At 35.4% G+C, this 19771-nt stretch carries 20 protein-coding genes; 12 read left to right on the top strand and 8 right to left on the bottom strand.

All coding sequences use genetic code 11. From position 1 onward, the window contains the following. The first annotated feature begins 5 nt into the window (after positions 1-5). The 8 genes from KORDIASMS9_RS19015 (at position 6) to KORDIASMS9_RS19050 (ending at position 5697) form a co-directional block, all read left to right on the top strand. Positions 6-644 (top strand): hypothetical protein, encoded by a 639-nt coding sequence (locus KORDIASMS9_RS19015; RefSeq protein WP_114904373.1) that lies wholly within the window; start codon positions 6-8, stop codon positions 642-644. Then, on the top strand, positions 641-1045 hold the full coding sequence (locus tag KORDIASMS9_RS19020; RefSeq protein WP_114904374.1) for a hypothetical protein: 405 nt from the start codon (positions 641-643) through the stop codon (positions 1043-1045). The genes KORDIASMS9_RS19015 and KORDIASMS9_RS19020 overlap by 4 nt, the downstream gene beginning before the upstream one ends. A gap of 67 nt (positions 1046-1112) precedes the next feature. Continuing rightward, entirely contained in the window at positions 1113-1892 is a 780-nt protein-coding gene (locus KORDIASMS9_RS19025) for a HipA family kinase (protein WP_114904375.1), read from the top strand. Further along, positions 1882-2265: a DUF3037 domain-containing protein gene (locus tag KORDIASMS9_RS19030; RefSeq protein ID WP_114904376.1), complete on the top strand. Its 384-nt coding sequence runs from the start codon at positions 1882-1884 to the stop codon at positions 2263-2265. Before KORDIASMS9_RS19025 ends, KORDIASMS9_RS19030 begins: the two co-directional genes overlap by 11 nt. Before the next feature lie 316 nt (positions 2266-2581). Continuing rightward, positions 2582-3295 (top strand): hypothetical protein, encoded by a 714-nt coding sequence (locus KORDIASMS9_RS19035; protein WP_162820055.1) that lies wholly within the window; start codon positions 2582-2584, stop codon positions 3293-3295. A 33-nt stretch (positions 3296-3328) separates the two neighbouring features. Further along, a complete protein-coding gene (locus KORDIASMS9_RS19040; RefSeq protein ID WP_114904378.1) occupies positions 3329-4843 on the top strand; it encodes a M20/M25/M40 family metallo-hydrolase in 1515 nt (504 codons plus the stop codon). A gap of 79 nt (positions 4844-4922) precedes the next feature. After that, entirely contained in the window at positions 4923-5273 is a 351-nt protein-coding gene (locus tag KORDIASMS9_RS19045) for a ribose-5-phosphate isomerase (RefSeq protein WP_114905293.1), read from the top strand. Between the two features lie 172 nt (positions 5274-5445). Further along, on the top strand, positions 5446-5697 hold the full coding sequence (locus KORDIASMS9_RS19050) for a GlsB/YeaQ/YmgE family stress response membrane protein (RefSeq protein ID WP_114904379.1): 252 nt from the start codon (positions 5446-5448) through the stop codon (positions 5695-5697). Between the two features lie 77 nt (positions 5698-5774). Here KORDIASMS9_RS19050 and KORDIASMS9_RS19055 read toward each other — a convergent pair whose 3' ends face one another. Next, entirely contained in the window at positions 5775-6149 is a 375-nt protein-coding gene (locus tag KORDIASMS9_RS19055; protein WP_162820056.1) for a DUF1842 domain-containing protein, read from the bottom strand. A 374-nt stretch (positions 6150-6523) separates the two neighbouring features. Between KORDIASMS9_RS19055 and KORDIASMS9_RS19060 the strand changes: the two genes are divergently transcribed. From KORDIASMS9_RS19060 to KORDIASMS9_RS19070, 3 genes are all read left to right on the top strand, one after another. Beyond that, positions 6524-6985: a hypothetical protein gene (locus tag KORDIASMS9_RS19060; RefSeq protein WP_114904381.1), complete on the top strand. Its 462-nt coding sequence runs from the start codon at positions 6524-6526 to the stop codon at positions 6983-6985. A gap of 93 nt (positions 6986-7078) precedes the next feature. Next, a complete protein-coding gene (recG, locus tag KORDIASMS9_RS19065; protein ID WP_114904382.1) occupies positions 7079-9184 on the top strand; it encodes an ATP-dependent DNA helicase RecG in 2106 nt (701 codons plus the stop codon). A 353-nt stretch (positions 9185-9537) separates the two neighbouring features. Continuing rightward, positions 9538-9909 (top strand): VOC family protein, encoded by a 372-nt coding sequence (locus KORDIASMS9_RS19070; protein WP_114904383.1) that lies wholly within the window; start codon positions 9538-9540, stop codon positions 9907-9909. A 315-nt stretch (positions 9910-10224) separates the two neighbouring features. Here KORDIASMS9_RS19070 and KORDIASMS9_RS19075 read toward each other — a convergent pair whose 3' ends face one another. Beyond that, positions 10225-11334 carry a DUF2911 domain-containing protein gene (locus tag KORDIASMS9_RS19075; RefSeq protein WP_114904384.1) on the bottom strand — a complete coding sequence of 370 codons (1110 nt, stop codon included), beginning with the start codon at positions 11332-11334 and terminating at the stop codon, positions 10225-10227. Positions 11335-11505: 171 nt separating this feature from the next. On the opposite strand from KORDIASMS9_RS19075, the gene KORDIASMS9_RS19080 reads away from it, so the two are divergent. After that, complete coding sequence (locus KORDIASMS9_RS19080; protein ID WP_114905294.1) at positions 11506-12264, top strand: DUF481 domain-containing protein; 759 nt, start codon at positions 11506-11508, stop codon at positions 12262-12264. A gap of 54 nt (positions 12265-12318) precedes the next feature. Here KORDIASMS9_RS19080 and KORDIASMS9_RS19085 read toward each other — a convergent pair whose 3' ends face one another. From KORDIASMS9_RS19085 to KORDIASMS9_RS19120, 6 genes are all read right to left on the bottom strand, one after another. After that, positions 12319-12777: a DUF4174 domain-containing protein gene (locus tag KORDIASMS9_RS19085; protein ID WP_114904385.1), complete on the bottom strand. Its 459-nt coding sequence runs from the start codon at positions 12775-12777 to the stop codon at positions 12319-12321. After that, on the bottom strand, positions 12774-13679 hold the full coding sequence (locus KORDIASMS9_RS19090) for a PD40 domain-containing protein (protein ID WP_114904386.1): 906 nt from the start codon (positions 13677-13679) through the stop codon (positions 12774-12776). Before KORDIASMS9_RS19090 ends, KORDIASMS9_RS19085 begins: the two co-directional genes overlap by 4 nt. A 105-nt stretch (positions 13680-13784) precedes the next feature. Further along, a complete protein-coding gene (locus KORDIASMS9_RS19095) occupies positions 13785-14210 on the bottom strand; it encodes a cupin domain-containing protein (protein WP_114904387.1) in 426 nt (141 codons plus the stop codon). 150 nt (positions 14211-14360) lie between these two features. Continuing rightward, positions 14361-17747, bottom strand: coding sequence for an endonuclease (locus tag KORDIASMS9_RS23885; protein ID WP_240321085.1), 3387 nt, complete (start codon positions 17745-17747; stop codon positions 14361-14363). 229 nt (positions 17748-17976) lie between these two features. After that, positions 17977-18717: a nucleotidyltransferase domain-containing protein gene (locus tag KORDIASMS9_RS19115; protein ID WP_114904388.1), complete on the bottom strand. Its 741-nt coding sequence runs from the start codon at positions 18715-18717 to the stop codon at positions 17977-17979. Then, on the bottom strand, positions 18714-19766 hold the full coding sequence (locus KORDIASMS9_RS19120) for a lanthionine synthetase LanC family protein (RefSeq protein ID WP_114904389.1): 1053 nt from the start codon (positions 19764-19766) through the stop codon (positions 18714-18716). Before KORDIASMS9_RS19120 ends, KORDIASMS9_RS19115 begins: the two co-directional genes overlap by 4 nt. Positions 19767-19771 lie beyond the last annotated feature (5 nt).

Below are 19771 nucleotides of genomic sequence, written 5' to 3' on the forward strand. Positions count from 1 at the left end.
ATACTATGGGACTAACCAATAATAAAAACGCTCCTATTAATGAAATTGTAGGTTTTTTAGAAATATTTGGAAAAAAAGAAATTCAGAAGATTAGATCACAATATCCTAACTATGAAGATATTCTTAAACCAGGAATTCTAATGGGAGATAAAGATATAGATGATGAAATAGAAGAATTAAAAGTAAGAACTCACATAAGTAAAGTAGGTATAAATATCATGATTCAAAAAGCAGATAGTGTTTTACCTAAAATCAAATCAAAATTAAAAATTCATAGTAGGATTCAGTTTATTAGTCAAATTACCTTAGCAATCAGTAGCACATTAATTCTTATATATCCACTTGAAGAAATAAATCAAATTAGTAAGTTTCTTTTAGGTATTATTACATTAGTTCCCTCTTTACTAACCATATATGTCCAACATAAGTCAGGAATTACGGGGTATAATGAAGGAAATTTATCTAAAATATTTAATGATTTGGTAGATCATAAACTGAATGCAGAACATTATTTAAGAGAGCTCATTATTCTAGACAAACTAAAACCATCTACATCAATTAAATACGCTCAAGAAACAATCAAAAAATCAAATATCATAAGCATAGAAATAAAAAAAATCATTCAAAAATATATAATATCATGAAACTAAAAACAATCATTACATTCGCGCTTTTATCTATATTATTTATAAACTGTAAAAGTGAAGAGGAGAAAATGATAGAAAAATTTCTTCAGTACACAAAAAATACAAATATTAAAGAATTAAAAAAAATTAGTTCAAAAAATACTAGAAAATACTTGAAATTAATCTATGAACCTATACTAAGACTAGGAGATAAAGATGCCAAAGAAAAACTTCAAAAAATGGCTTCTTCCATAAAGTGTACCGTTGAAGATAAAATAAGTAAATGTAGTTATGCAGATCATCAAGGGAATAAACACTCTTTTAATATATCATTTGTGAATGGATACGATTCTCAAAAAAATGAAGACAGATTATTTATTGATATTGATAAAAAATACTTTTTCAATAGTACTAATTAAAAACTTTTATTTTGTGTAAAAATTAGGAATGCTTCAATAATCATGAACTTTCTATATCTTCGCTACAATGAATACACTCGATATTAGAACGGTAAACGTAGTTCAATACATAAAACCTTTGCGCGAAGGCGGATCACTTCCTGCCATTGTCAAAGCTGACGACGATTTTTTGTATGTGCTCAAATTTAGAGGCGCGGGACAAGGAACGAAAGCGTTGATTGCCGAATTGATCGGTGGCGAATTGGCGCGTGCTGTCGGTTTAAAAATTCCCGAATTGGTCTTTATGCAGTTAGACGATTCGTTCAGTAAAACAGAACCTGACGAAGAAATTCAAGATTTACTAAAATTTAGTGTCGGACTGAATTTAGGACTCCATTTCTTATCAAGTGCCATTACGTTTGATCCTTTGGTCACTACGGTAGATGCAATCACAGCTTCCAAAGTGGTGTTGCTAGACAGCATTATTAGTAATATTGACAGAACGGTGAAAAACACAAATTTGCTCCATTGGAACAAGGAATTGTGGGTCATTGATAACGGCGCAAGCTTTTATTTTCATCACAATTGGGCAACTTGGGAAAACCACTTAACACGCACATTTCCGTTGATTAAAGATCACGTATTATTGTCTCAAGCTACAAAATTGAACGAAATTGCGGCAAATTTTAAAACTATTTTGACGGATGAAAAATTGACAGAAATCATCAATACCATTCCAGAAGATTGGCTGCTTCATGAAGCTGACGACTTTTCGCCCAACGACATGCGAACAGCGTATAAAACGTATCTCAAAGCCAAATTGTCCATGATAGATTCACTCATAAAAGAAGCAGAACATGCAAAATAAAGTGACTTTCGAATATGCCATTATACGATTCATGCCCAAAGTAGAGCGTGAAGAATTCTTTAATATTGGGGTAATTGTATTTTCGAAACGGAAAAAATTTCTCGCGCTCAAATATCATGTAGACGTAAAAAAATTGGCTGCATTTTCATGCGAAATTACTTTGGAAGAACTCACACAATATCTAAAAGCTTGGGAAGCCATCTGCAAAGGTGCGCCGCATGGTGGAAAAATGGGAACTTTTGAACGCTCTGACCGTTTCCGTTGGTTGGCCGCTTCCAAAAGTACAATGATTCTTTGTTCGCCAACACATGCAGGTTTAACGGATAATCCACAGCAGGAATTGGATGCTATTTTTGAGGAGTATGTTTGTTAGCTGTTAGCTGTTAGCTGTTAGCTAAAATACTTTTTCTTTTTACATTTAGCGTTTTGTATTTTATATTTTGAGTTTTACATTTTACATTTCTTTTTTTTGATTGTTGTGAGTTGGTCGCTTAGCTTCTGTTATGAGTTGTTTTTCAATTTAAAATTTAATATTCACAATTCAACATTATAACTTCTTTATTTGTTGCGGGTTAAATCAAAACGTAAACTACTAAACTCATAAACTCATAAACCTATAAACTTCATAAACGCATTAGATTTACTATCTTAATCAAAAAGGTGAAAAACCTAAAACTACTATATGTATTATGAAGAAATATCTCTTTTTATTCGCCGTATATTTTAATGCGATTGTTCTCTTTGCACAAGAAAAGCCTACGGAATATCCTGATTTTATGGGACAAGAACTTGCTGCAATTGAAAAAAATGAAAAATGGCATATTCTAGAGAAAGCTACTGGCGATTTGAATAATGATGCCAAAGATGATGTTGCCATTGTGATAGAATCCAAAGAAGATTTTATCGAAATTCGATGCAAAGATTGTCCAACTTCACTGAGCAAAGCACGTATTCTATTGGTTTTATTTTGTGAAAATGACACATTCAAAGTACATACACAAAACAATGTATTTATTCCACGATCAGATGAAGGTGGCATGTCGTCCATGATTGAACCCGAACTCACTATTGAAGCCAATCAATTGAAGGTATCACAACAATATACACGTTCTAATGTTTCGTATCGCTTTGAATTGCAAGAAAATCAATTTATGATTCTTATAGCAGAAAGTAACAGTGTCCACGCTGCTTCGGGAGACACTGAACATTGTGTGTTCGATTTTACAAAAAGTGAAATTATCATTACCGAAGGAAATATTTCGAATGAAGAAGAAGCGTATGAAAATGAAGAAGAAGGCAAAAAAGAGAAAACTACGGTGATAAAATTTGATAAAAAACCAAAGTCACTTGGGGAGTTTGGAGTTATGCACGAATGGGAAATTGCCAAATACAGATATTTATAAACACCTATATGCGCACTAAAAAAGCGTTATCAAATGAAGAAACAATACCAAATTTTACACTGTCTCCTACTCTGTTTCTGTGCAAACACGCTGCTTGCGCAAATACAATGGGATGAAAAAATTCAACAAGAATTACCTGCAATTCTCAAGAAACATCGCGAATTGGTGAGTATTCCTAATGTCGCTTCTGACGAACCCAATATGATGAAAAATGTTGCTTGGGTAACCGACGCTTTTGAAAAGTTGGACTTTACGGTTTCTATCTTAAAAACGTCCACATTGCCTGTATTTTTCGCGGAAAAACAGGTAAATCCAACGGCAAAAACGATTTTATTCTATTTGCATTTGGATGGCCAAGCGGTCAATCCACAAAAGTGGAATCAAAACGATCCGTTTCAACCTGTATTAAAAAAACACACTGAAAACGGCGATTGGGAAACTATTGATTGGTCAAACATTGAAGGCAATATTGATCCTAATTGGCGAGTATTTGGTCGCGCTGCCGCAGATGATAAAGCACCGATTATCATGATGTTGACTGCGTTAGACTTCTTGCGAAAGCAGCAACAAAACCTACAATACAATATAAAAATTGTGCTCGATTTGCAAGAAGAAACACGTTCCAAAGGATTTTTAAGTACACTAAAAAAATACAAAGAAACCTACGCCGCCGATTATTTAATTATTATGGACGGACCAGCGCATCCAACCAACAAACCAACGTTGACTTTTGGCTGTCGCGGAATAGCTACTATGAACATTAGCATTTACGGCGCAAAATTGCCGCAACACAGCGGACATTATGGAAATTACGCGCCCAATCCTGTGTTTTCAATGTCGCACTTATTGGCAAGTATGAAAGATGCTTCTGGAAAAGTTAGTATTGAAGGTTTTTATGACGGAATTGACTTGAATGCGGAAACACAGCAATTGTTAGCACAAGTTCCTGATGACAATGCAGAAATTCAGGAAAATTTAGGCATTGCAAAAGCAGATAATGTTGGGAAAACCTATCAAGAAGCCTTGCAATATCCGTCGTTGAATGTACGTCATATTGAAACTTCTTGGAAAGGTCCAGGCTTGAAAACAATCATTCCTGAGATCATTACGGCGTATTTAGATGTGCGTTTGGTAAAAGAAACCGACGGAATAGTACAACTAGAAAAAATTAAAAAACACATTGAAAAACAAGGCTATTTAGTATTATTTCGTGAACCGACAGCTGCTGAACGTTTGAAACATCCTAAAATCGCATCTATAAAAACAAATCCTGGTGTCAACGCTTTCAGAACCGATATCAATTCGTTCATTGGTACGAAGTTGCGTGAAACCATTGCAAACGAATTTGGCGCTCCTCCAATCATGATTCGTACCATGGGCGGCACCGTTCCGATTACACCTGCCATACAAGTGTTAGACATTCCTGCGATTATTGTTCCGATGGTAAATATGGACAACAACCAGCACAATCCGAACGAAAATATTCGCATTGGCAATATTACACAAGGAATTAAAATGTGTTTGGCAATTTTGACGATGAAATTGTAATTTTTTAGTTGTTTGTTATTTGTTGTTTGTTTTTCGTAGTTTCAAACCTAAAACCAGACACCCAAAAACCCAACAAAAAATGCCCAAAATAGAATACCGCATTTACGTCGTTGAACTTTCCAAAAAAGTATTTACCGAAAATACAAAGTTTCGCTTGGCGAATCCGCAGTTTAATGGTGTATTGGAATGTTTGTATGTAGGCATGACGAGTAAAACACCCAAAGAACGCTTCTTGCAACACAAAACCGGTTTTCGCAACAAAAAAGGACACAAATTGTCTTCTAATATTGTTGAAAAATACGGTTTGTATTTACGTCCAAGTTTATACAATCATATAGATCCGTTGCCAACACGACACCAAGCTTTACAGGCGGAAAAATGGCTTGCCATGGAATTACGAAGAAAACGATATGCGGTATGGTTTAATTAGACGTGCTTTGCTGTTATACTTGTTCCTGCGAAGGCTGGAATTATACCAATTTACTTAGACACCATTTACTTTTAGGTTATTTTCCTTCGTTTTATGAATATAAAAAAACAGCTTCAACATAATTCACAATTTCAAAGATTTACATACCTTTAAAAAACAAAACTTAAAAACTATGAGCTTATTATATTCTTTACTAGTTGGCGGCGTTGCAGGTTGGCTTGCTGGAAATTTGATGAAAGGCGGCGGATATGGAATCGTGCTTAATATCGTGTTAGGTCTTATCGGCGGAATTGTAGCCGGATGGCTGTTTAAAGAATTTAATATCAATTGGTTTTCTGGCATGCACAGCATTCTTGCAGATATTTTAAAAGGCGCGGTTGGTGCGTCTGTCGTATTATTTGTAGCAGGTTTATTCAAAAAATAAAATACAAAAACCAATAGCACAGCTTCACTTTGCGTTGTGATATTGGTTTTTTGATTACAAAGATTTATAGCTATATTTTATAACTCCATAATTTTGTATGTAACAGGAAGTTCTTCAAAATGTTGTCCTTTAAAGTTAAAACCTGCAACTCCTTCACCGTCTGCTTCTAAGCCCATATTTGCATTAAAACCAAACTCAATAGGTGTAATTGGATTGTTTGATGGAATATATCCGTTTAAAGAAATTACTTTAACAAACTGCTTAAAACCAGTAGCATATAATGTTCCTGTAACGTTTCCTTTGTATGGCTTATCGCCTGGATTTCCTAAAGTAATTTCCACACTTCCATGAACTTTATGCGTTTCTGGATCAGCAGTTAAATTAAAATTTACAATTGGGGAATTTAAGTTTACAGTACTTCCCATAGTACCTCTAATAATTAATGTTGACATGATGATTTTATTTAAAACTCCTACTCTATTTAAAAACGGCTTTTCGGATGACGCCTTTGCAATCAAAAAATGGTAGTCACTCAATTTGAATTCTTTGTTTTTGATTACATTACAAATGTCTCACGAAATACATTTTTTTTTAAGGTAGAAATTACTTGCTTATGTAAAAACGTTAAAATTGTATATAATACGCGGATTAATACCTATATGTAAAACTAAGTAGTTTTCAGCTAGAAAAAGACTTCAGTATTTAGATATCAGAATTGGGCTTTTTTAATCAAAAAAATCCTAAATATGCAGGAACAATGAATACTGTTTGATTAAGAATCCTATTTGATTTACTTTTGATGAACTGATTAAGACTAAAATATGACATGAAATATACTACAGTAATACTCTTTCTATTGTTAGTAACTTCCTGCACGAATAAAGAGTTAGAGATTCAAAAAAGATCATTTAATCTTTTGAAAAGTTTGGACAGCTTGCAATTTGATGATTTCTTAAATTCATGTTTTTCTTTGGAAAACTACAAAGCATTGGCTGTCAAAAGTAATATTGCTCAAAAGTATAAAGACGAAATACTACCTTTAACAAACGAAGAATGGAAATTTTATAGACAAAAAGACTATGAAAATTTCTTAGATAGAACTGAAGAATTCCAGATTATTTGGAAACATATTAAATTTGAAGAATTTCACTATGTAAAGAATATATCTTTTGGGATGAAATGTTTAGACGGAACTATTTTTTTTACTTATAAAAATGAGCTTTATGAAGCTAGAGTCTATACAATTGATGATGGAAATCAATATCAAATTTTTTCTTTTAAAATGTAAGAAACTAAAAATACTTCATTAAACTGATCATCATGACTGAAAGAACATTTTTATTATTTGTGAAACTTTAGTCAATCCCTTACTTTTGATTGAATGAATTCAAACGTATTACAAACTCCTATTGATTACCTAAAAGGTGTCGGTCCCAACCGTGCCGATCTGTTGCGGAAGGAGTTGGGAATTCATACGTATCAAGACTTCATCAACCTTTTTCCGAATCGGTATATTGACAAAACACGCTATTTTAAGATCAATGAGTTGCAACGGAATTCTTCGGAAGTGCAAGTCGTTGGAAAGATTGTGCATCTTAAAATGGTACAGCAAAAACGCGGAAAACGCTTGGTGGCTACGTTTACCGACGGAACTGGCGAAATGGAACTCGTTTGGTTTCGCGGTCACAAATGGATTAAAGACAGCATCAAACTGAATACGCCGTATGTAATTTTCGGCAAAACGAATTGGTTCAACGGAATGTTTTCCATGCCACATCCTGAAATGGAATTGCTAAAAGAACACGAGCAAAGTCTGCGAACCGCCATGCAGCCTGTGTATCCTTCTACAGAAAAATTAAACAACAAAGGCATTACCAACAGAGTTATCAATAAGTTGATGCAACAATTATTTATAGAATCGCGTACGCAATTTTATGAAACCTTGCCTCCTACGATTTTGGAGGAACTCAAATTGATTTCCAAAAGTGAAGCATTGTTTAATATTCACTTTCCGAAAAATCAAGAATTGCTGGCAAAAGCACAATATCGACTGAAGTTTGAAGAGCTTTTTTACATTCAGATTCAACTCATTACCAAAAACCTCATCCATAAAAGTAAAATAAAAGGCTTTCCATTTGATCAAGTTGGAGAAAAGTTTAATGAATTTTATGCCAATCATTTACCGTTCGAATTGACCAACGCACAAAAACGTGTGATGAAGGAAATTCGAAACGATTTAGGCAGCAATGCACAAATGAATCGACTCTTACAAGGTGATGTTGGTTCCGGAAAAACAATTGTCGCACTGATGTCTATGTTATTGGCGATTGACAACGATTTTCAAGCCTGTATTATGGCGCCGACGGAGATTTTAGCCATTCAGCATTACAACGGAATCATGGAATTGGTAAAACCGCTAGGATTGAACGTAAAACTGCTGACAGGTTCCGTAAAAACGAAAGACAGACGCGTAATTCATGAAATGTTGGAAGATGGTTCACTACATATTTTGATTGGGACACACGCCATTTTGGAAGATAAAGTTCAGTTTCAAAATCTCGGTTTGGCAATTATTGACGAGCAACATCGCTTTGGAGTGGCGCAACGTGCTAAATTATGGCATAAAAACACCTTTCCGCCGCATATTTTGGTGATGACTGCAACGCCAATTCCGCGAACGTTAGCTATGAGTTTGTATGGCGATTTGGATGTATCTGTTATTGATGAATTGCCTCCTGGCAGAAAAACCATTAAAACCGTTCATAGGTACGATAGCAACCGTTTGAAAGTCTTTAAATTCATTCGTGATGAAATTGCCAAAGGACGACAAATTTATATTGTATATCCGCTGATTCAAGAATCAGAACAGCTTGATTATAAAGACTTAATGGACGGTTACGAAAGCATAGCGCGCGAATTTCCGATGCCTAATTACCAAATTTCCATTGTACACGGAAAGATGAAACCTGCGGATAAAGATTTTGAAATGAATCGTTTTATCAAAGGAGAAACACAAATTATGGTGGCAACGACGGTGATTGAAGTTGGCGTAAACGTTCCGAATGCTTCTGTGATGATTATTGAAAGTGCCGAACGTTTTGGCTTGTCACAATTGCATCAGTTGCGCGGTCGCGTTGGTCGTGGCGCGGAACAAAGCTTTTGTATTCTCATGACGAGTCACAAATTAAGTGCCGATGGAAAAACACGTTTGGAAACGATGGTTCGTACCAGTGACGGATTCGAAATTGCAGAAGTCGATCTCAAATTACGCGGTCCAGGAAACATCATGGGAACGCAACAAAGCGGCGTTTTAAATCTGAAAATTGCGGATATTGTAAAAGACAATGATATTTTAAAAACGGCACGTTATTTTGCGTTGCAAGTCTTAAAAGCGGATCCGAATTTAGCCTTACCAGAACACAAAGCCGTTCGCTATACTTATGCGCAATTAGTGAAACATAAGAATATTTGGAATTATATATCGTAGACTCGTTCCCGCGTAGGCGGGAATCTCTTAGACCGCTTTGCTGCTAGAATCTAGATCGCTCCTATTAGAATCTAAATTTTAAACGTCTTTGCGAGCGTTGTACATTGAGCTTCCCGAAATGTACAATGTGTGGCAATCTGTGACTTCAAAGAACAATCACGTTATACAATACACGGACTGCCGCTTCGTAAATGCCTCAGTAACGTTTCTGAAATGTTATTCTTGAAAATAATGTATGATTCCTCTTTGCGTGGAGAGTGGAAATCTGTTTCTTAGTATTAACAAATCCAAAAAAAACAAACAAAAAAATCGTACATTTAAAACAGTCTTAAAAATAACTAACACTATACATTATGAAATTAGGTGCATTTTCGGTGAGTCTTTCCGTAAAAGACATTCACCTTTCCAAAGCTTTTTATGAAAATTTAGGTTTTACCGTTTTTCACGGAGATATCAATCAGAATTGGTTGATTATGAAAAATGATCAAACTGTCATTGGCATGTTTCAAGGAATGTTTGAAGGGAATTTATTAACGTTTAATCCTGGTTGGAATCAAGACGCACAACCTTTGGAATCGTTTACGGATATTAGAGACATTCAAAAAGAATTGAAAGGTAAAAACTTCGAATTCTCGCGTGAAGCAGATGAATCTACAGAAGGTCCCACAAGTTTAGTGATTACCGATCCAGATGGGAATGTCATTTTGATTGATCAGCATGTCTAATAGTGCAGGGTTCTAACTCTCAAATAGCGGTCTGAGGCACTCGAAGACCAACTTATTATTAAATATGAAACGTTGTTTCGAGGAAACATGATGTGGCAATCTGTTTCTAATACCAAATATAGTTTGAAACAGATTACTTCACTATCGTTCATAATGACGATTCATAGTATTTGCACAAACAAATTCACAAATCGACAAACACTACGACTTCGATCAGTGTGAACAAAAAAAGCATCTACTTTACAAATAGATGCTTTTTATAGGTGATGAATGACGGTGATTGGTTCTCATTCATATCGCAATTTTCAATTTTTATTAATTGATATCTTCTCCTTTTTTTAGTTTGTCAATATTCGCCTGAACATTTGCCTTACTTTGAGGATTTGGTGCATTTTGCAACGCTTTTTCTAAGTGTTTTATTGCCTTTTTAAAATCACCTTTGGCAGCATAACCTCTTCCCAATCCGTAATGTACTGGCCAAGTTCCTTTATGTTTTTTAGCATTGTATTCAAAAATTTCCAACGCTTTGTCAGTCATTCCTTGTCCAATAAGTTGACGACCATAACGGTGAATTTCCAATACAGTAGCAACTGGCATTACTTCGTCCATCGCAGCCAACGCTTCCGCTTTTTTGTTCTGCTTCATCAAAATGGCTGCTTTGATTTGTGTGTTGTTAAATGTCTGTTTACTGTAAAATTGCCCTGCAATGGCATTGTTGATCCAAGTCAAAGCTTCCTCCAAATCGCCACCATTGCTCAACGCAAACGAAGCGGCTTGTTCCCAGGTTTGACGATTGAATCCAGGTTGATCTCGCATTTTGTTGCGAATATCTGTTAAGACAATATTGGTTACATCAAAACTAATCGTAAACGGAATTTCTTTCTTTCCCCATTGAAGCGCTAATGTAGCCGAATCTGCTGTTACTTGAATAAAATCGAACGTTAGCAATTCCTCGTGTGGAATTTCCGTAGAAGTCACATCAACGCGTAATACGTCTTCTTCAGGTTTGTAAAAGTAGCTTCCCCAAGAAGTACTATTACTCGATAAAATAACAGTTGCTTTGTTATTTTCGTTCACAATCATGTGCAATCCGTACGTTCCTGCTTTTATTGGTTTTCCGCCGATAGTTGCATCATGCGAAAGCGTAATAACCGTATTTTCATTCGCACCAGCACGCCAAGGCGATGCTGTTGCCGTTCCAAATCCGAGATTGTTCATTCCATACGGAACTAATTTTCCCCAAATTTCACGTTCTCTAACTTTCGGTCTGGAATATTCGATCGTAATTTCGGAGGTTCCAACGGTTTGAGAAACGGTTGCTTTTTGACTTCCACGAGGCGTTGTAATTTGTGAAAATGCAGTTGTAGTGAAGAGTAAGCATATAAAAATAGAAATGCTTACAATAGGTGTGGTTGTAAATTTCATAATTCAGGTGTGTTAATTAGGTATAGTAGCAAGGTAAAATTTCCAATGAAGATCGCTTGTTATAGCTTTGTTAATCTTCCCGTTAGGAATGTTAATTAACATTTGTAAGAAAGTTGCGTTCGTACTAAAATGTTTAGTATATTTCGGGCGTTTTTGAAATACGTTTTTGGTATGAAAAAGTTATGGTATTGTTTATTATTTTTCCCTGTATTCCTATCAGCACAAATCAACGTAAGTGATTCATTAAAGCTGAAAGCTGACTTATCCATCACAGGTTTTTGGCAAGGTGGAAATGTAGATACGTTTATTTTTAGAGCAAAGTCGGAAGTGGCGTTTGTGCCATTTCGAAAGTGGGTTTTTAAAACGAAAAATTCGTATGTATATCAAGAGTTTGGCAAGGAAAAAGCAGACGCTGATATTTTAAGTTTAAATTTTTTATACCTAAATCCTAAAAAACGATTCTATCCGTTGGCGCTTGCCTTTGTAAGCACAAATTTCCGTAGAGAAATCGAGTATCGTTATCTTGTAGGTGGCGGCGTTACGTATCAAGTATTAACGCATAAAAAACGCTGGCTCAAAGTATCACTTACAAGCGAATATGAACGTACGTATTTTTCCACGACCGATTTTAATTTTGATGATTTTGATGGCAGTAGTACAATTAACACCTTGCGCGGAACGGTTTGGATTAATGGAAAATATCATTTGTTTAAAGATAAAGTCATTTTGAGTCATGAAAGTTATTTTCAACCTTCAATTCGGTATGGAAATAATTTCCGCTGGCAAGCAGATTTGGGTGTAGAATTCCCAATTTGGAAATTTTTAAACTTTAAAATCAACTATTTACGTACGTTTGAAAGTGTCGTAGTTACCAATCAACAACAGGAAGATCAGTTTTTGACTTTTGGAATTACGCTGAAGAGTTATTGATTTTTGTTGTTTGTTGTTTGTTGTTTGTTGTTTGTAAAAACTGCCAATTGATAACTAATTTTTCTTTAGTTCACTTCTTCGCATGGGCATGGAATCTACTTTTTCGAAGAGTTCTTTTTTAGTCAACACCTTGGTTTGTTGCAGCTTGATTCCGCCATCTAAACCAATAAGAATGACCTCAAATAGTTCATCTTTGTCCAAAATCCTTGCGAGTTGTCCTGAGACTTTATCTGTTGAGAATACATTTTTTGATTTTTTATAATCTATTCGTGTAAATACGTTTCCTAGAATTGTGTAGACTGTAAACTTTCGCTCCATCATTTCCTTGTTTTCACCTTTTATTTCGGCTAATTGTGCCAAGAATTGTGCATCAGTGCCATCAAACGTTTTTATGATCAGGACTCTATTTTCCCATCGATGATTCTTTAAATCTTGCGCAACTGCATCTTTACAGCATATAAAACTGAAAAGAATCAGTACCGTTTGAAACGTCCATTTTTTTGTTTTCATCATTTTCTCAATGTATCAAAAAATTTTGTACTTACCCAATATATATCTTGATTGCTGGTGTAAAAGAAATACTTGCCATCGCTAGACACATAAGGACACAGTTCATGACCTTTGGTATTGATCGTGTTGCCCATGTTGATCGATTTCGTCCAGGTGCCATCCGTATTTTTAAAACTGATATATAAATCGCCTCGCCCCAATCCTTCTGGGCGATTTGCACAAAAAATGATATATGTTTCTTTTGGATCAATAAAAACATCTGCTTCGTAATATTTTGTATTGATTGCTTCACTCAAAACGACTGCTTCTTGAAACTTTCCATCTTTAAATTCTGAATAATATATATCAAAACTTTGCTGTTTTTTTGCTGCATTTTTTTTGTTAGATGAAAAATACATCGTTCCACTTTCCGTGAAGGAAATGTAATATTCATCATTTTTTGTATTAATATTCGATCCAGCGTTGATCGGTGCTGACCATGAATTTCCTTGTTTCTCTACGTACCAAATGTCATGATCGTTCTTTGAACCTTTCCCATCAAGCGATCGTTGCGATATAAAATACAAACGCTTTTCATCTGGTGATAAAAACGGATCGTTATAGCCAAATCGGGTGTCTGATAGAATCGTTTTAGGTTTGCTCCACGTTTTGCCTACAAGTTTTGTAAAACGTATTTCAGACGTATTGCCAGTGTCAACGCCATAGTAAAACTCAGTTCCAGCTTTGTTAAACACGGAACCAAATTCGTATTCTGATTTTTTAGAAATTAAATCGGGTGCAAATATTTCTGGAGTTGACGATGGTGTTTTTTGTTTCAGATATTTGAGATTGTTCGCTGTTGTTTGTGAATATCCAACAAAAGAAATCAATAGACAGACGAAGAGAGTTTTAGAAAATAATCGCATAATTTTTTTTTGATTGCTATTGAAAGTTATATAAATATGAACTAAAAACTGACCTATTTATTGTTTTTCAAATTTCGTTGACAAGATTGATGACAACGATTATTGTTAATGTGTGGTTTCAAGTATTGTAATAGGTTTTTTCTCAACGCCCGCATAAAAAACAATGATTTCTGCAGGTTCAGTACCTTTATTCTCTCCATAATGCCATGCGTTTACAATTTCTACAATAGGCTCGCCAGCTTTTAAATGCAAAGTATCATTGGCTTTACTAATCACAGTTAATGCTCCTTTTAGTAAAACACCTGCATTAATTACTGGATGCTTGTGCCAATTCAATTTGGTTTTGGGTGGAATCACAATTTTCAAAATTGTGACTTCGGGAGTTCCGTCTGGATATGTTGGCAATGGTGTATCATTCCAACTTTTGGTTGTTTTAGTGAGTGCCGTAACTTCTATTTTAGCGTTTGAATTCGTGGTACACGCCGTGAATAGGATACATAAAAGAAAAAATAATAGTGGTGATTTGTTCATTTTGAAATGATTAGTTGCGCTGATTAAGAAGCTAAATGTAAAGAATACAGATTGAATAAAAAATTTACACTAACAGTAGTCTGAACATTTCAAAATCAAAAAAGCCTTTCACGATGGAAAGGCCTTCTTTATATTTTATTTTTTTATGAATTATTTTTTTATGAATTTCTTGGTCAAGATTTCATCACCATCGTTGATTTGTAATATGTACATTCCTGCTTTTAAGTTACGCACATCAATCGTTTTGTTTGATAAGTCGCCTGTTTTTACAACTTGTCCAATCATAGAGTGAATTTGATAGGAAGCATTTTCTTCTACAAAAATTCGTACTTCCAATTCATTAACTGTTGGATTTGGATATACGGTAAAGTCTTCATGAGAAACTTCTTCTTCATTCAAGCTATATAAAAACTTAGTTTCTGCGGTATCTTTATCTCTAGAAGAAACGATAGCTTGTCTTGCTGCTGCTCCACTTGTAATTCCTTTGATACTTACTTGATCTATATAAATTTGATCAGCATTCGCTGAAGCATCACATTGGAATCTAAAGCTTGCGTTGTTTACAAAATTGTAGGAAGCACTGTCTAAGGTTACTTTAGAAGTATAGAAGTTGTTATTTTCAAAATCTGTTCCGCTAGCATACGCTTTTACCGTTTGCCATCCAGAACCATCATTGTAACGTAACCAGAAATCTTCGTTGGTTTCCATACTGTAGGAGTAGAAAAAGAACTCCACTTCTACCGTATCGTACGGACTTACATCCACATTATTCAATGTCATGGAAGAAGCGGTACCGGAGTTGTCACGTAAACGAATAGAAAAACTTCCTTCATACGAACGAGCTCCCGAATAACGCGCACAATCGCCGCCACCATCAACCCAGCCATCTAAACCAGATTCAAAAAATCCTTCATGCAATACGGTCGTTCCTCCAGGAGTTCCGTTTCCATCAATAGTAGGCAATCCTAAGTTGGTAAATGTATCCGTAGCATACACATCCCACTCTGCTTCTGTATAGCTCGTATTTGGTCCTGTGATGCTTACTTTTCTTTGTAAAGTGACATCTTGCGCAAAGTTTGCACTTCCACCATTAAAAGTACCAATGATATCAATCAACACATCGTTTTTAAATAATCCAACAGGATCGTTTCCGTTGAAAGTGATAATAGCGCTTCCAGTCGTAATATCAGCTTTACTTTGTACAGTAGCACTCGCTGAACTGTTTGCAACGACAAATACGTCACCATCCGTCAATACTCCTGATAAACTGTATGGAGAAGACCAATCGCCTGCACCATTAGTTTGTTTTTTAATGGTGTAAATAGATAAATCTACACTATTTCCTGTAAAGTTTGAAATCTCCAACGCTTTGTTATTGGAAGAGCCTTCTATGTATTCTGAGAAGAACAAATCGTCTTCACCAAATACAGGATCCGCTAATGTACTCACATTTACACTACTACTATTTGCAGACGTATTTCCAGCAGCATCTGTGGCGCTTATGGCAAATGAATATGCTGTGTTTGGAGTCAATCCTGTAACTTGGATTGAAGTTGAAGTCGTAGAAGTTACCAAGGCTCCTGAATTGTATATTTCGTAAACACTCACACCTACATTATCTGCAGAAGCTGCCCAATTCAAGTCAACGGTAGTTTGCGTAATGTTTGAAGCTACTATATTCGTTGGAACTGTTGGTGCTGTTGTATCAACCGTAGTTACGTTTGTTCCAGCACTAGCCGCAGATGTGTTTCCTGCTGCATCTTTTGCTCTTACGGTAAATGTATATGTGCTTACAACGGTAAGTCCAGAAACATTGTAGTTTGTTAGTGCCGTGCTTCCAACAAGTGTTCCATCTCTATACACCTCGTAAGCAGTTACACCTACATTATCGCTAGAAGCGGTCCAGTTTAACGTGACATTGTTTTGACCAATGCTTGATGCTATGATATTTGTCGGAATTGTTGGCGCTTCTGTGTCAGGAGTTGTTCCACCATCAATTGTATGCGTTCCTAGATCAGAAAAAGTATTACTCGCAAACGTATCCCATTCGGAGGTGGTATAGGTAGTATTCGGATTGGTAATAGCTGCTTTTCTTCGCAATGTCTTATCTTGTCCGAACGTAGCACTAGATCCAAACACACCAATAATATCAACTAATACATCATTTTTAAACAATCCTACAGCATCATTTCCATTAAAAGTGATGGCTGAATTTGTAGTTGTTGCATCGGCTTGAGAAGTGACTCCAGTAGTTGCTGAACTATGCGCTAACACAAATACATCTCCGTTAGCTAAGGTTCCACTTAATGGATATCCTGAAGACCAACTTCCAGCTCCATTGGTTTGCTTTTTGATGGTATACTCTGTTAAGTTTACAGTACTTCCTGTAAAGTTAGCAACTTCCAAAGCTTTGTTGTATGAAGATCCTTCTACATATTCTGAAAATAATAATTCAGTGGTCGCGCCAGCCATATTAGTGGTAACATTTACACCAACACTTGTGTTTGATGTATTTCCAGCTGCATCTCTAGCACGAACTGTAAATGTATACGATGTACCCGCAGACAATCCGGATACATTATAGGCTGTGTTTGGGGTACTTCCAATAAATACACTATTTCTGAATACATCATACGATGCTACCGAAACATTATCCGTAGATGCTGTCCAGCCTAGTGTAGTTGCCGTTGTTGTTGTATTGCTTGCTAGCAAGTTTTGAGGAACTGTCGGTGCTTCCGTATCATTTCCTAAATTAAATTTGTCTTCCGCTTGTGGTCCACCCCAAATTTGTGTAGCAAACGCCGGATTGTCAATAAATGGATTACGATTTCCTTGAATTCCCGCTAATACATTGTTACGATTTTCTTCATACGCAGAAACTGGATCGTCTACATTCCATTGCAAGAATAAATCAATCATATTCGCATCAACAGTTAAAGTGGCCCCTGATCCTACATTTACAGGTAAACATTGGTTTCCGTAACGCAGATACATAAACATCACAATTCGCGCTACATCTCCTCTCCATTCATCTCCAGGATACCAATTACCAATAGGATTTATATAACCCGCAGCGCCTGTTCCAGTTCCGAATTTACGATTGTTGCGTGTTGAATTTTGTTGAAAATCACAAGCACGCAAGTTATGGGCATCGGCTCCAGGACCTGAAGTTCCCAAATTGGGATTGGCTAGTGATTTTGCAAAAACATGCTCTCTATTCCAATCACCAACGTTTCCACCGTTTTGAAATTTGTCTCGCGTTCTATCATTGACAACGCTTCCATCGGTATCATTATGCCCGTAAATTAATAATACATTGGAATTGTTACTTAAATCTACATCCGATTGTTGCAGTGCATTCCAAACACCTGGCGTATACGATAAAAAAGTCGTGTGTGTTGAAATGATCTTAGTAGCGAGTTCGTCTTTTAAATTTGTACCCGATTGCGATAAATTCACATCGTTATAATACGATGGAACTTGCGCATACGCAGTAATGCTTACGGCTAAGAATAGCCAGAGTAATCGTTTTTTCATCTAGAGTATTTTTTGGGTGGTTAAATTTTCTACTTCCTAAAAATACTATTGTTTTTGGAACTATTTCTCTATTTTTATGTTAACAAATTGTTGGCTTTATACTTAAATAGCAATTTTACGTTTATACCTTACCAATCAAGCATTTAAACCGTAATTTTTTTGTTTTTTTGCCTTTATTTTAAGACTGCTTTACGAACCTTAAACTACTTTTCTGAATATTGTATTGATATTATCTCCAATACATTATAAAGTTTTTCTGATCTATGTCGTACAGTACTTTTTTTAGGTATTGAAAAATAGTTTCTAAATCAGATTTTCTTCTAGTTTCGATTGTTTTTTGCCAAAGATTGATGAATGCTTTGTCTGGAAATTCTTCAAATTCGTAATTTTCAATGTACGCTTTATCATTTAGCATTCGATCGAGTTTTGTGTCAAAATCCAATTCAATTTTCAATATTTTTGAATAATACATGATGGCAAGATTCATAAACAACATAAGATTGTAATGAAAAAAAGGAGCGTTTTCATCTGCTTCTTTTAGATATTCATATCGACTAAATAATGAATGGATCATGTCTTTTCGCGCTTCTAGAGAGGTTTCTGATTTGAGAAAAGGAGTTTTAAAATAATGTGCTGCAATTGCTTTTATTTTTTTGATAGTGTCATTTTGATCGTATAGAATTTGTCCTTTATGAAAGTTTCGAGCTTCTATTTTTGAATTGTTGAAATAGTCTGTATTAAATTTTTTAATGATTTTTTCTTTTGTTCTTCCTAAGTACGAAAAGGAAGTGCCATTAATTTCTTGAAGTCCTTTAAATTGAAGTTCTTGATCGTCATTTAACAACAGGCGAATGTCAACATCCGAATGTTTTTTACCCAATCCGACAGCGTAGCTTCCACATAAAAGAATTCCGTTTACTTCTTCTTTTTCTTTCCAAATGTTGATGAATGTTTGTAATGCTTCTTTCATGCTGTGGTTGTTAGTAATAGACACTCGTCCCAATTTGTCGAAAATTTATTTTCCATTTGTATAATACTTAATCCCACATGTGTTAAATGGTTCCAAATACCTACAGCTGTGCCTTCAATTTGGTATGAATTGAGTGCTTTTTTGAATTGATCTTGGTAAGCATCTCGCAATTTTTGGTAGTGTTGTTGTTGCGTTTTTTGAAATACGTATGCATACGATTGATAACATACATAATAATTAGATATTGAAGCTGAACTTTCAGCAAACTGGTTTTCATCAAATAGTTGTGCAGCTTTTTCTTTCATGGAAGCTATCGACATTTCAGTGCCTACTTTCCATAAACACAATGCAGTTGCAGCGTTTTGTTGCGTGTTTTGAGAAACTTCTTTCAGTAGCAACGCACTGTAATATGCTATTAATGGGCGAACTAGCGGATCAAATGTTTTTAGAGATAATAGCAGCAGCAGAAAGTTTACAGTATTGGTTAAAACCTCCGTTTTATTGTGTGTGTGTTTAGCAAATTGTTCTGATTCAAGCGTTTTACGGATTCGTTGATTTTCCATAAAGAAAATAACCTGCGTAATATAATCTTCATAGGTTGCTTTTAGCGCAGCCGATTGGGTATGTTGAAATCGTTTTACAAAATATAAACAAAAACCTAATACACCCGAATGATAGTCAAAGTTCCCTGCAATAGCAAACGCGTGCATGCTCTCATAAATATAGTCGTCAAAAGTATGGGCAAATGCTGCGTCAATATCTATGGCAATAAAATTATTTTCATTGAGATGCTCAAGTGTCCAACCGATTCCTGAAATGCCTTCGCGTAAGTTTACACTCGAAGTTGCATCTATTCCTTCAATAGTTTCTTGTAAGAGATGAATTGCTTTGTCCGCATAGGCTTCTTCTTGAAAAAATTTATAGTAATAAAAAAAGTACAACACAATTGCGGCTTTTCCGTTGAGTCCAATTGCAGAAGTATCTTTTATAGTACGATCCAACTCAAGAGCAATGTTGTGTAGTATTGTATCTGTTTGTATTGTGTTCATATTTC

Source organism: Kordia sp. SMS9, from assembly GCF_003352465.1.
Classification (GTDB): domain Bacteria; phylum Bacteroidota; class Bacteroidia; order Flavobacteriales; family Flavobacteriaceae; genus Kordia.

Coding starts and splice junctions, on each gene's coding strand:
- KORDIASMS9_RS19015 (WP_114904373.1), top strand. CDS start 6: ATGGGACTAACCAATAATAAAAACGCTCCTATTAATGAAATTGTAGGT.
- KORDIASMS9_RS19020 (WP_114904374.1), top strand. CDS start 641: ATGAAACTAAAAACAATCATTACATTCGCGCTTTTATCTATATTATTT.
- KORDIASMS9_RS19025 (WP_114904375.1), top strand. CDS start 1,113: ATGAATACACTCGATATTAGAACGGTAAACGTAGTTCAATACATAAAA.
- KORDIASMS9_RS19030 (WP_114904376.1), top strand. CDS start 1,882: ATGCAAAATAAAGTGACTTTCGAATATGCCATTATACGATTCATGCCC.
- KORDIASMS9_RS19035 (WP_162820055.1), top strand. CDS start 2,582: ATGAAGAAATATCTCTTTTTATTCGCCGTATATTTTAATGCGATTGTT.
- KORDIASMS9_RS19040 (WP_114904378.1), top strand. CDS start 3,329: ATGAAGAAACAATACCAAATTTTACACTGTCTCCTACTCTGTTTCTGT.
- KORDIASMS9_RS19045 (WP_114905293.1), top strand. CDS start 4,923: ATGCCCAAAATAGAATACCGCATTTACGTCGTTGAACTTTCCAAAAAA.
- KORDIASMS9_RS19050 (WP_114904379.1), top strand. CDS start 5,446: ATGAGCTTATTATATTCTTTACTAGTTGGCGGCGTTGCAGGTTGGCTT.
- KORDIASMS9_RS19055 (WP_162820056.1), bottom strand. CDS start 6,149: ATGTCAACATTAATTATTAGAGGTACTATGGGAAGTACTGTAAACTTA.
- KORDIASMS9_RS19060 (WP_114904381.1), top strand. CDS start 6,524: ATGAAATATACTACAGTAATACTCTTTCTATTGTTAGTAACTTCCTGC.
- recG (WP_114904382.1), top strand. CDS start 7,079: ATGAATTCAAACGTATTACAAACTCCTATTGATTACCTAAAAGGTGTC.
- KORDIASMS9_RS19070 (WP_114904383.1), top strand. CDS start 9,538: ATGAAATTAGGTGCATTTTCGGTGAGTCTTTCCGTAAAAGACATTCAC.
- KORDIASMS9_RS19075 (WP_114904384.1), bottom strand. CDS start 11,334: ATGAAATTTACAACCACACCTATTGTAAGCATTTCTATTTTTATATGC.
- KORDIASMS9_RS19080 (WP_114905294.1), top strand. CDS start 11,506: ATGAAAAAGTTATGGTATTGTTTATTATTTTTCCCTGTATTCCTATCA.
- KORDIASMS9_RS19085 (WP_114904385.1), bottom strand. CDS start 12,777: ATGATGAAAACAAAAAAATGGACGTTTCAAACGGTACTGATTCTTTTC.
- KORDIASMS9_RS19090 (WP_114904386.1), bottom strand. CDS start 13,679: ATGCGATTATTTTCTAAAACTCTCTTCGTCTGTCTATTGATTTCTTTT.
- KORDIASMS9_RS19095 (WP_114904387.1), bottom strand. CDS start 14,210: ATGAACAAATCACCACTATTATTTTTTCTTTTATGTATCCTATTCACG.
- KORDIASMS9_RS23885 (WP_240321085.1), bottom strand. CDS start 17,747: ATGAAAAAACGATTACTCTGGCTATTCTTAGCCGTAAGCATTACTGCG.
- KORDIASMS9_RS19115 (WP_114904388.1), bottom strand. CDS start 18,717: ATGAAAGAAGCATTACAAACATTCATCAACATTTGGAAAGAAAAAGAA.
- KORDIASMS9_RS19120 (WP_114904389.1), bottom strand. CDS start 19,766: ATGAACACAATACAAACAGATACAATACTACACAACATTGCTCTTGAG.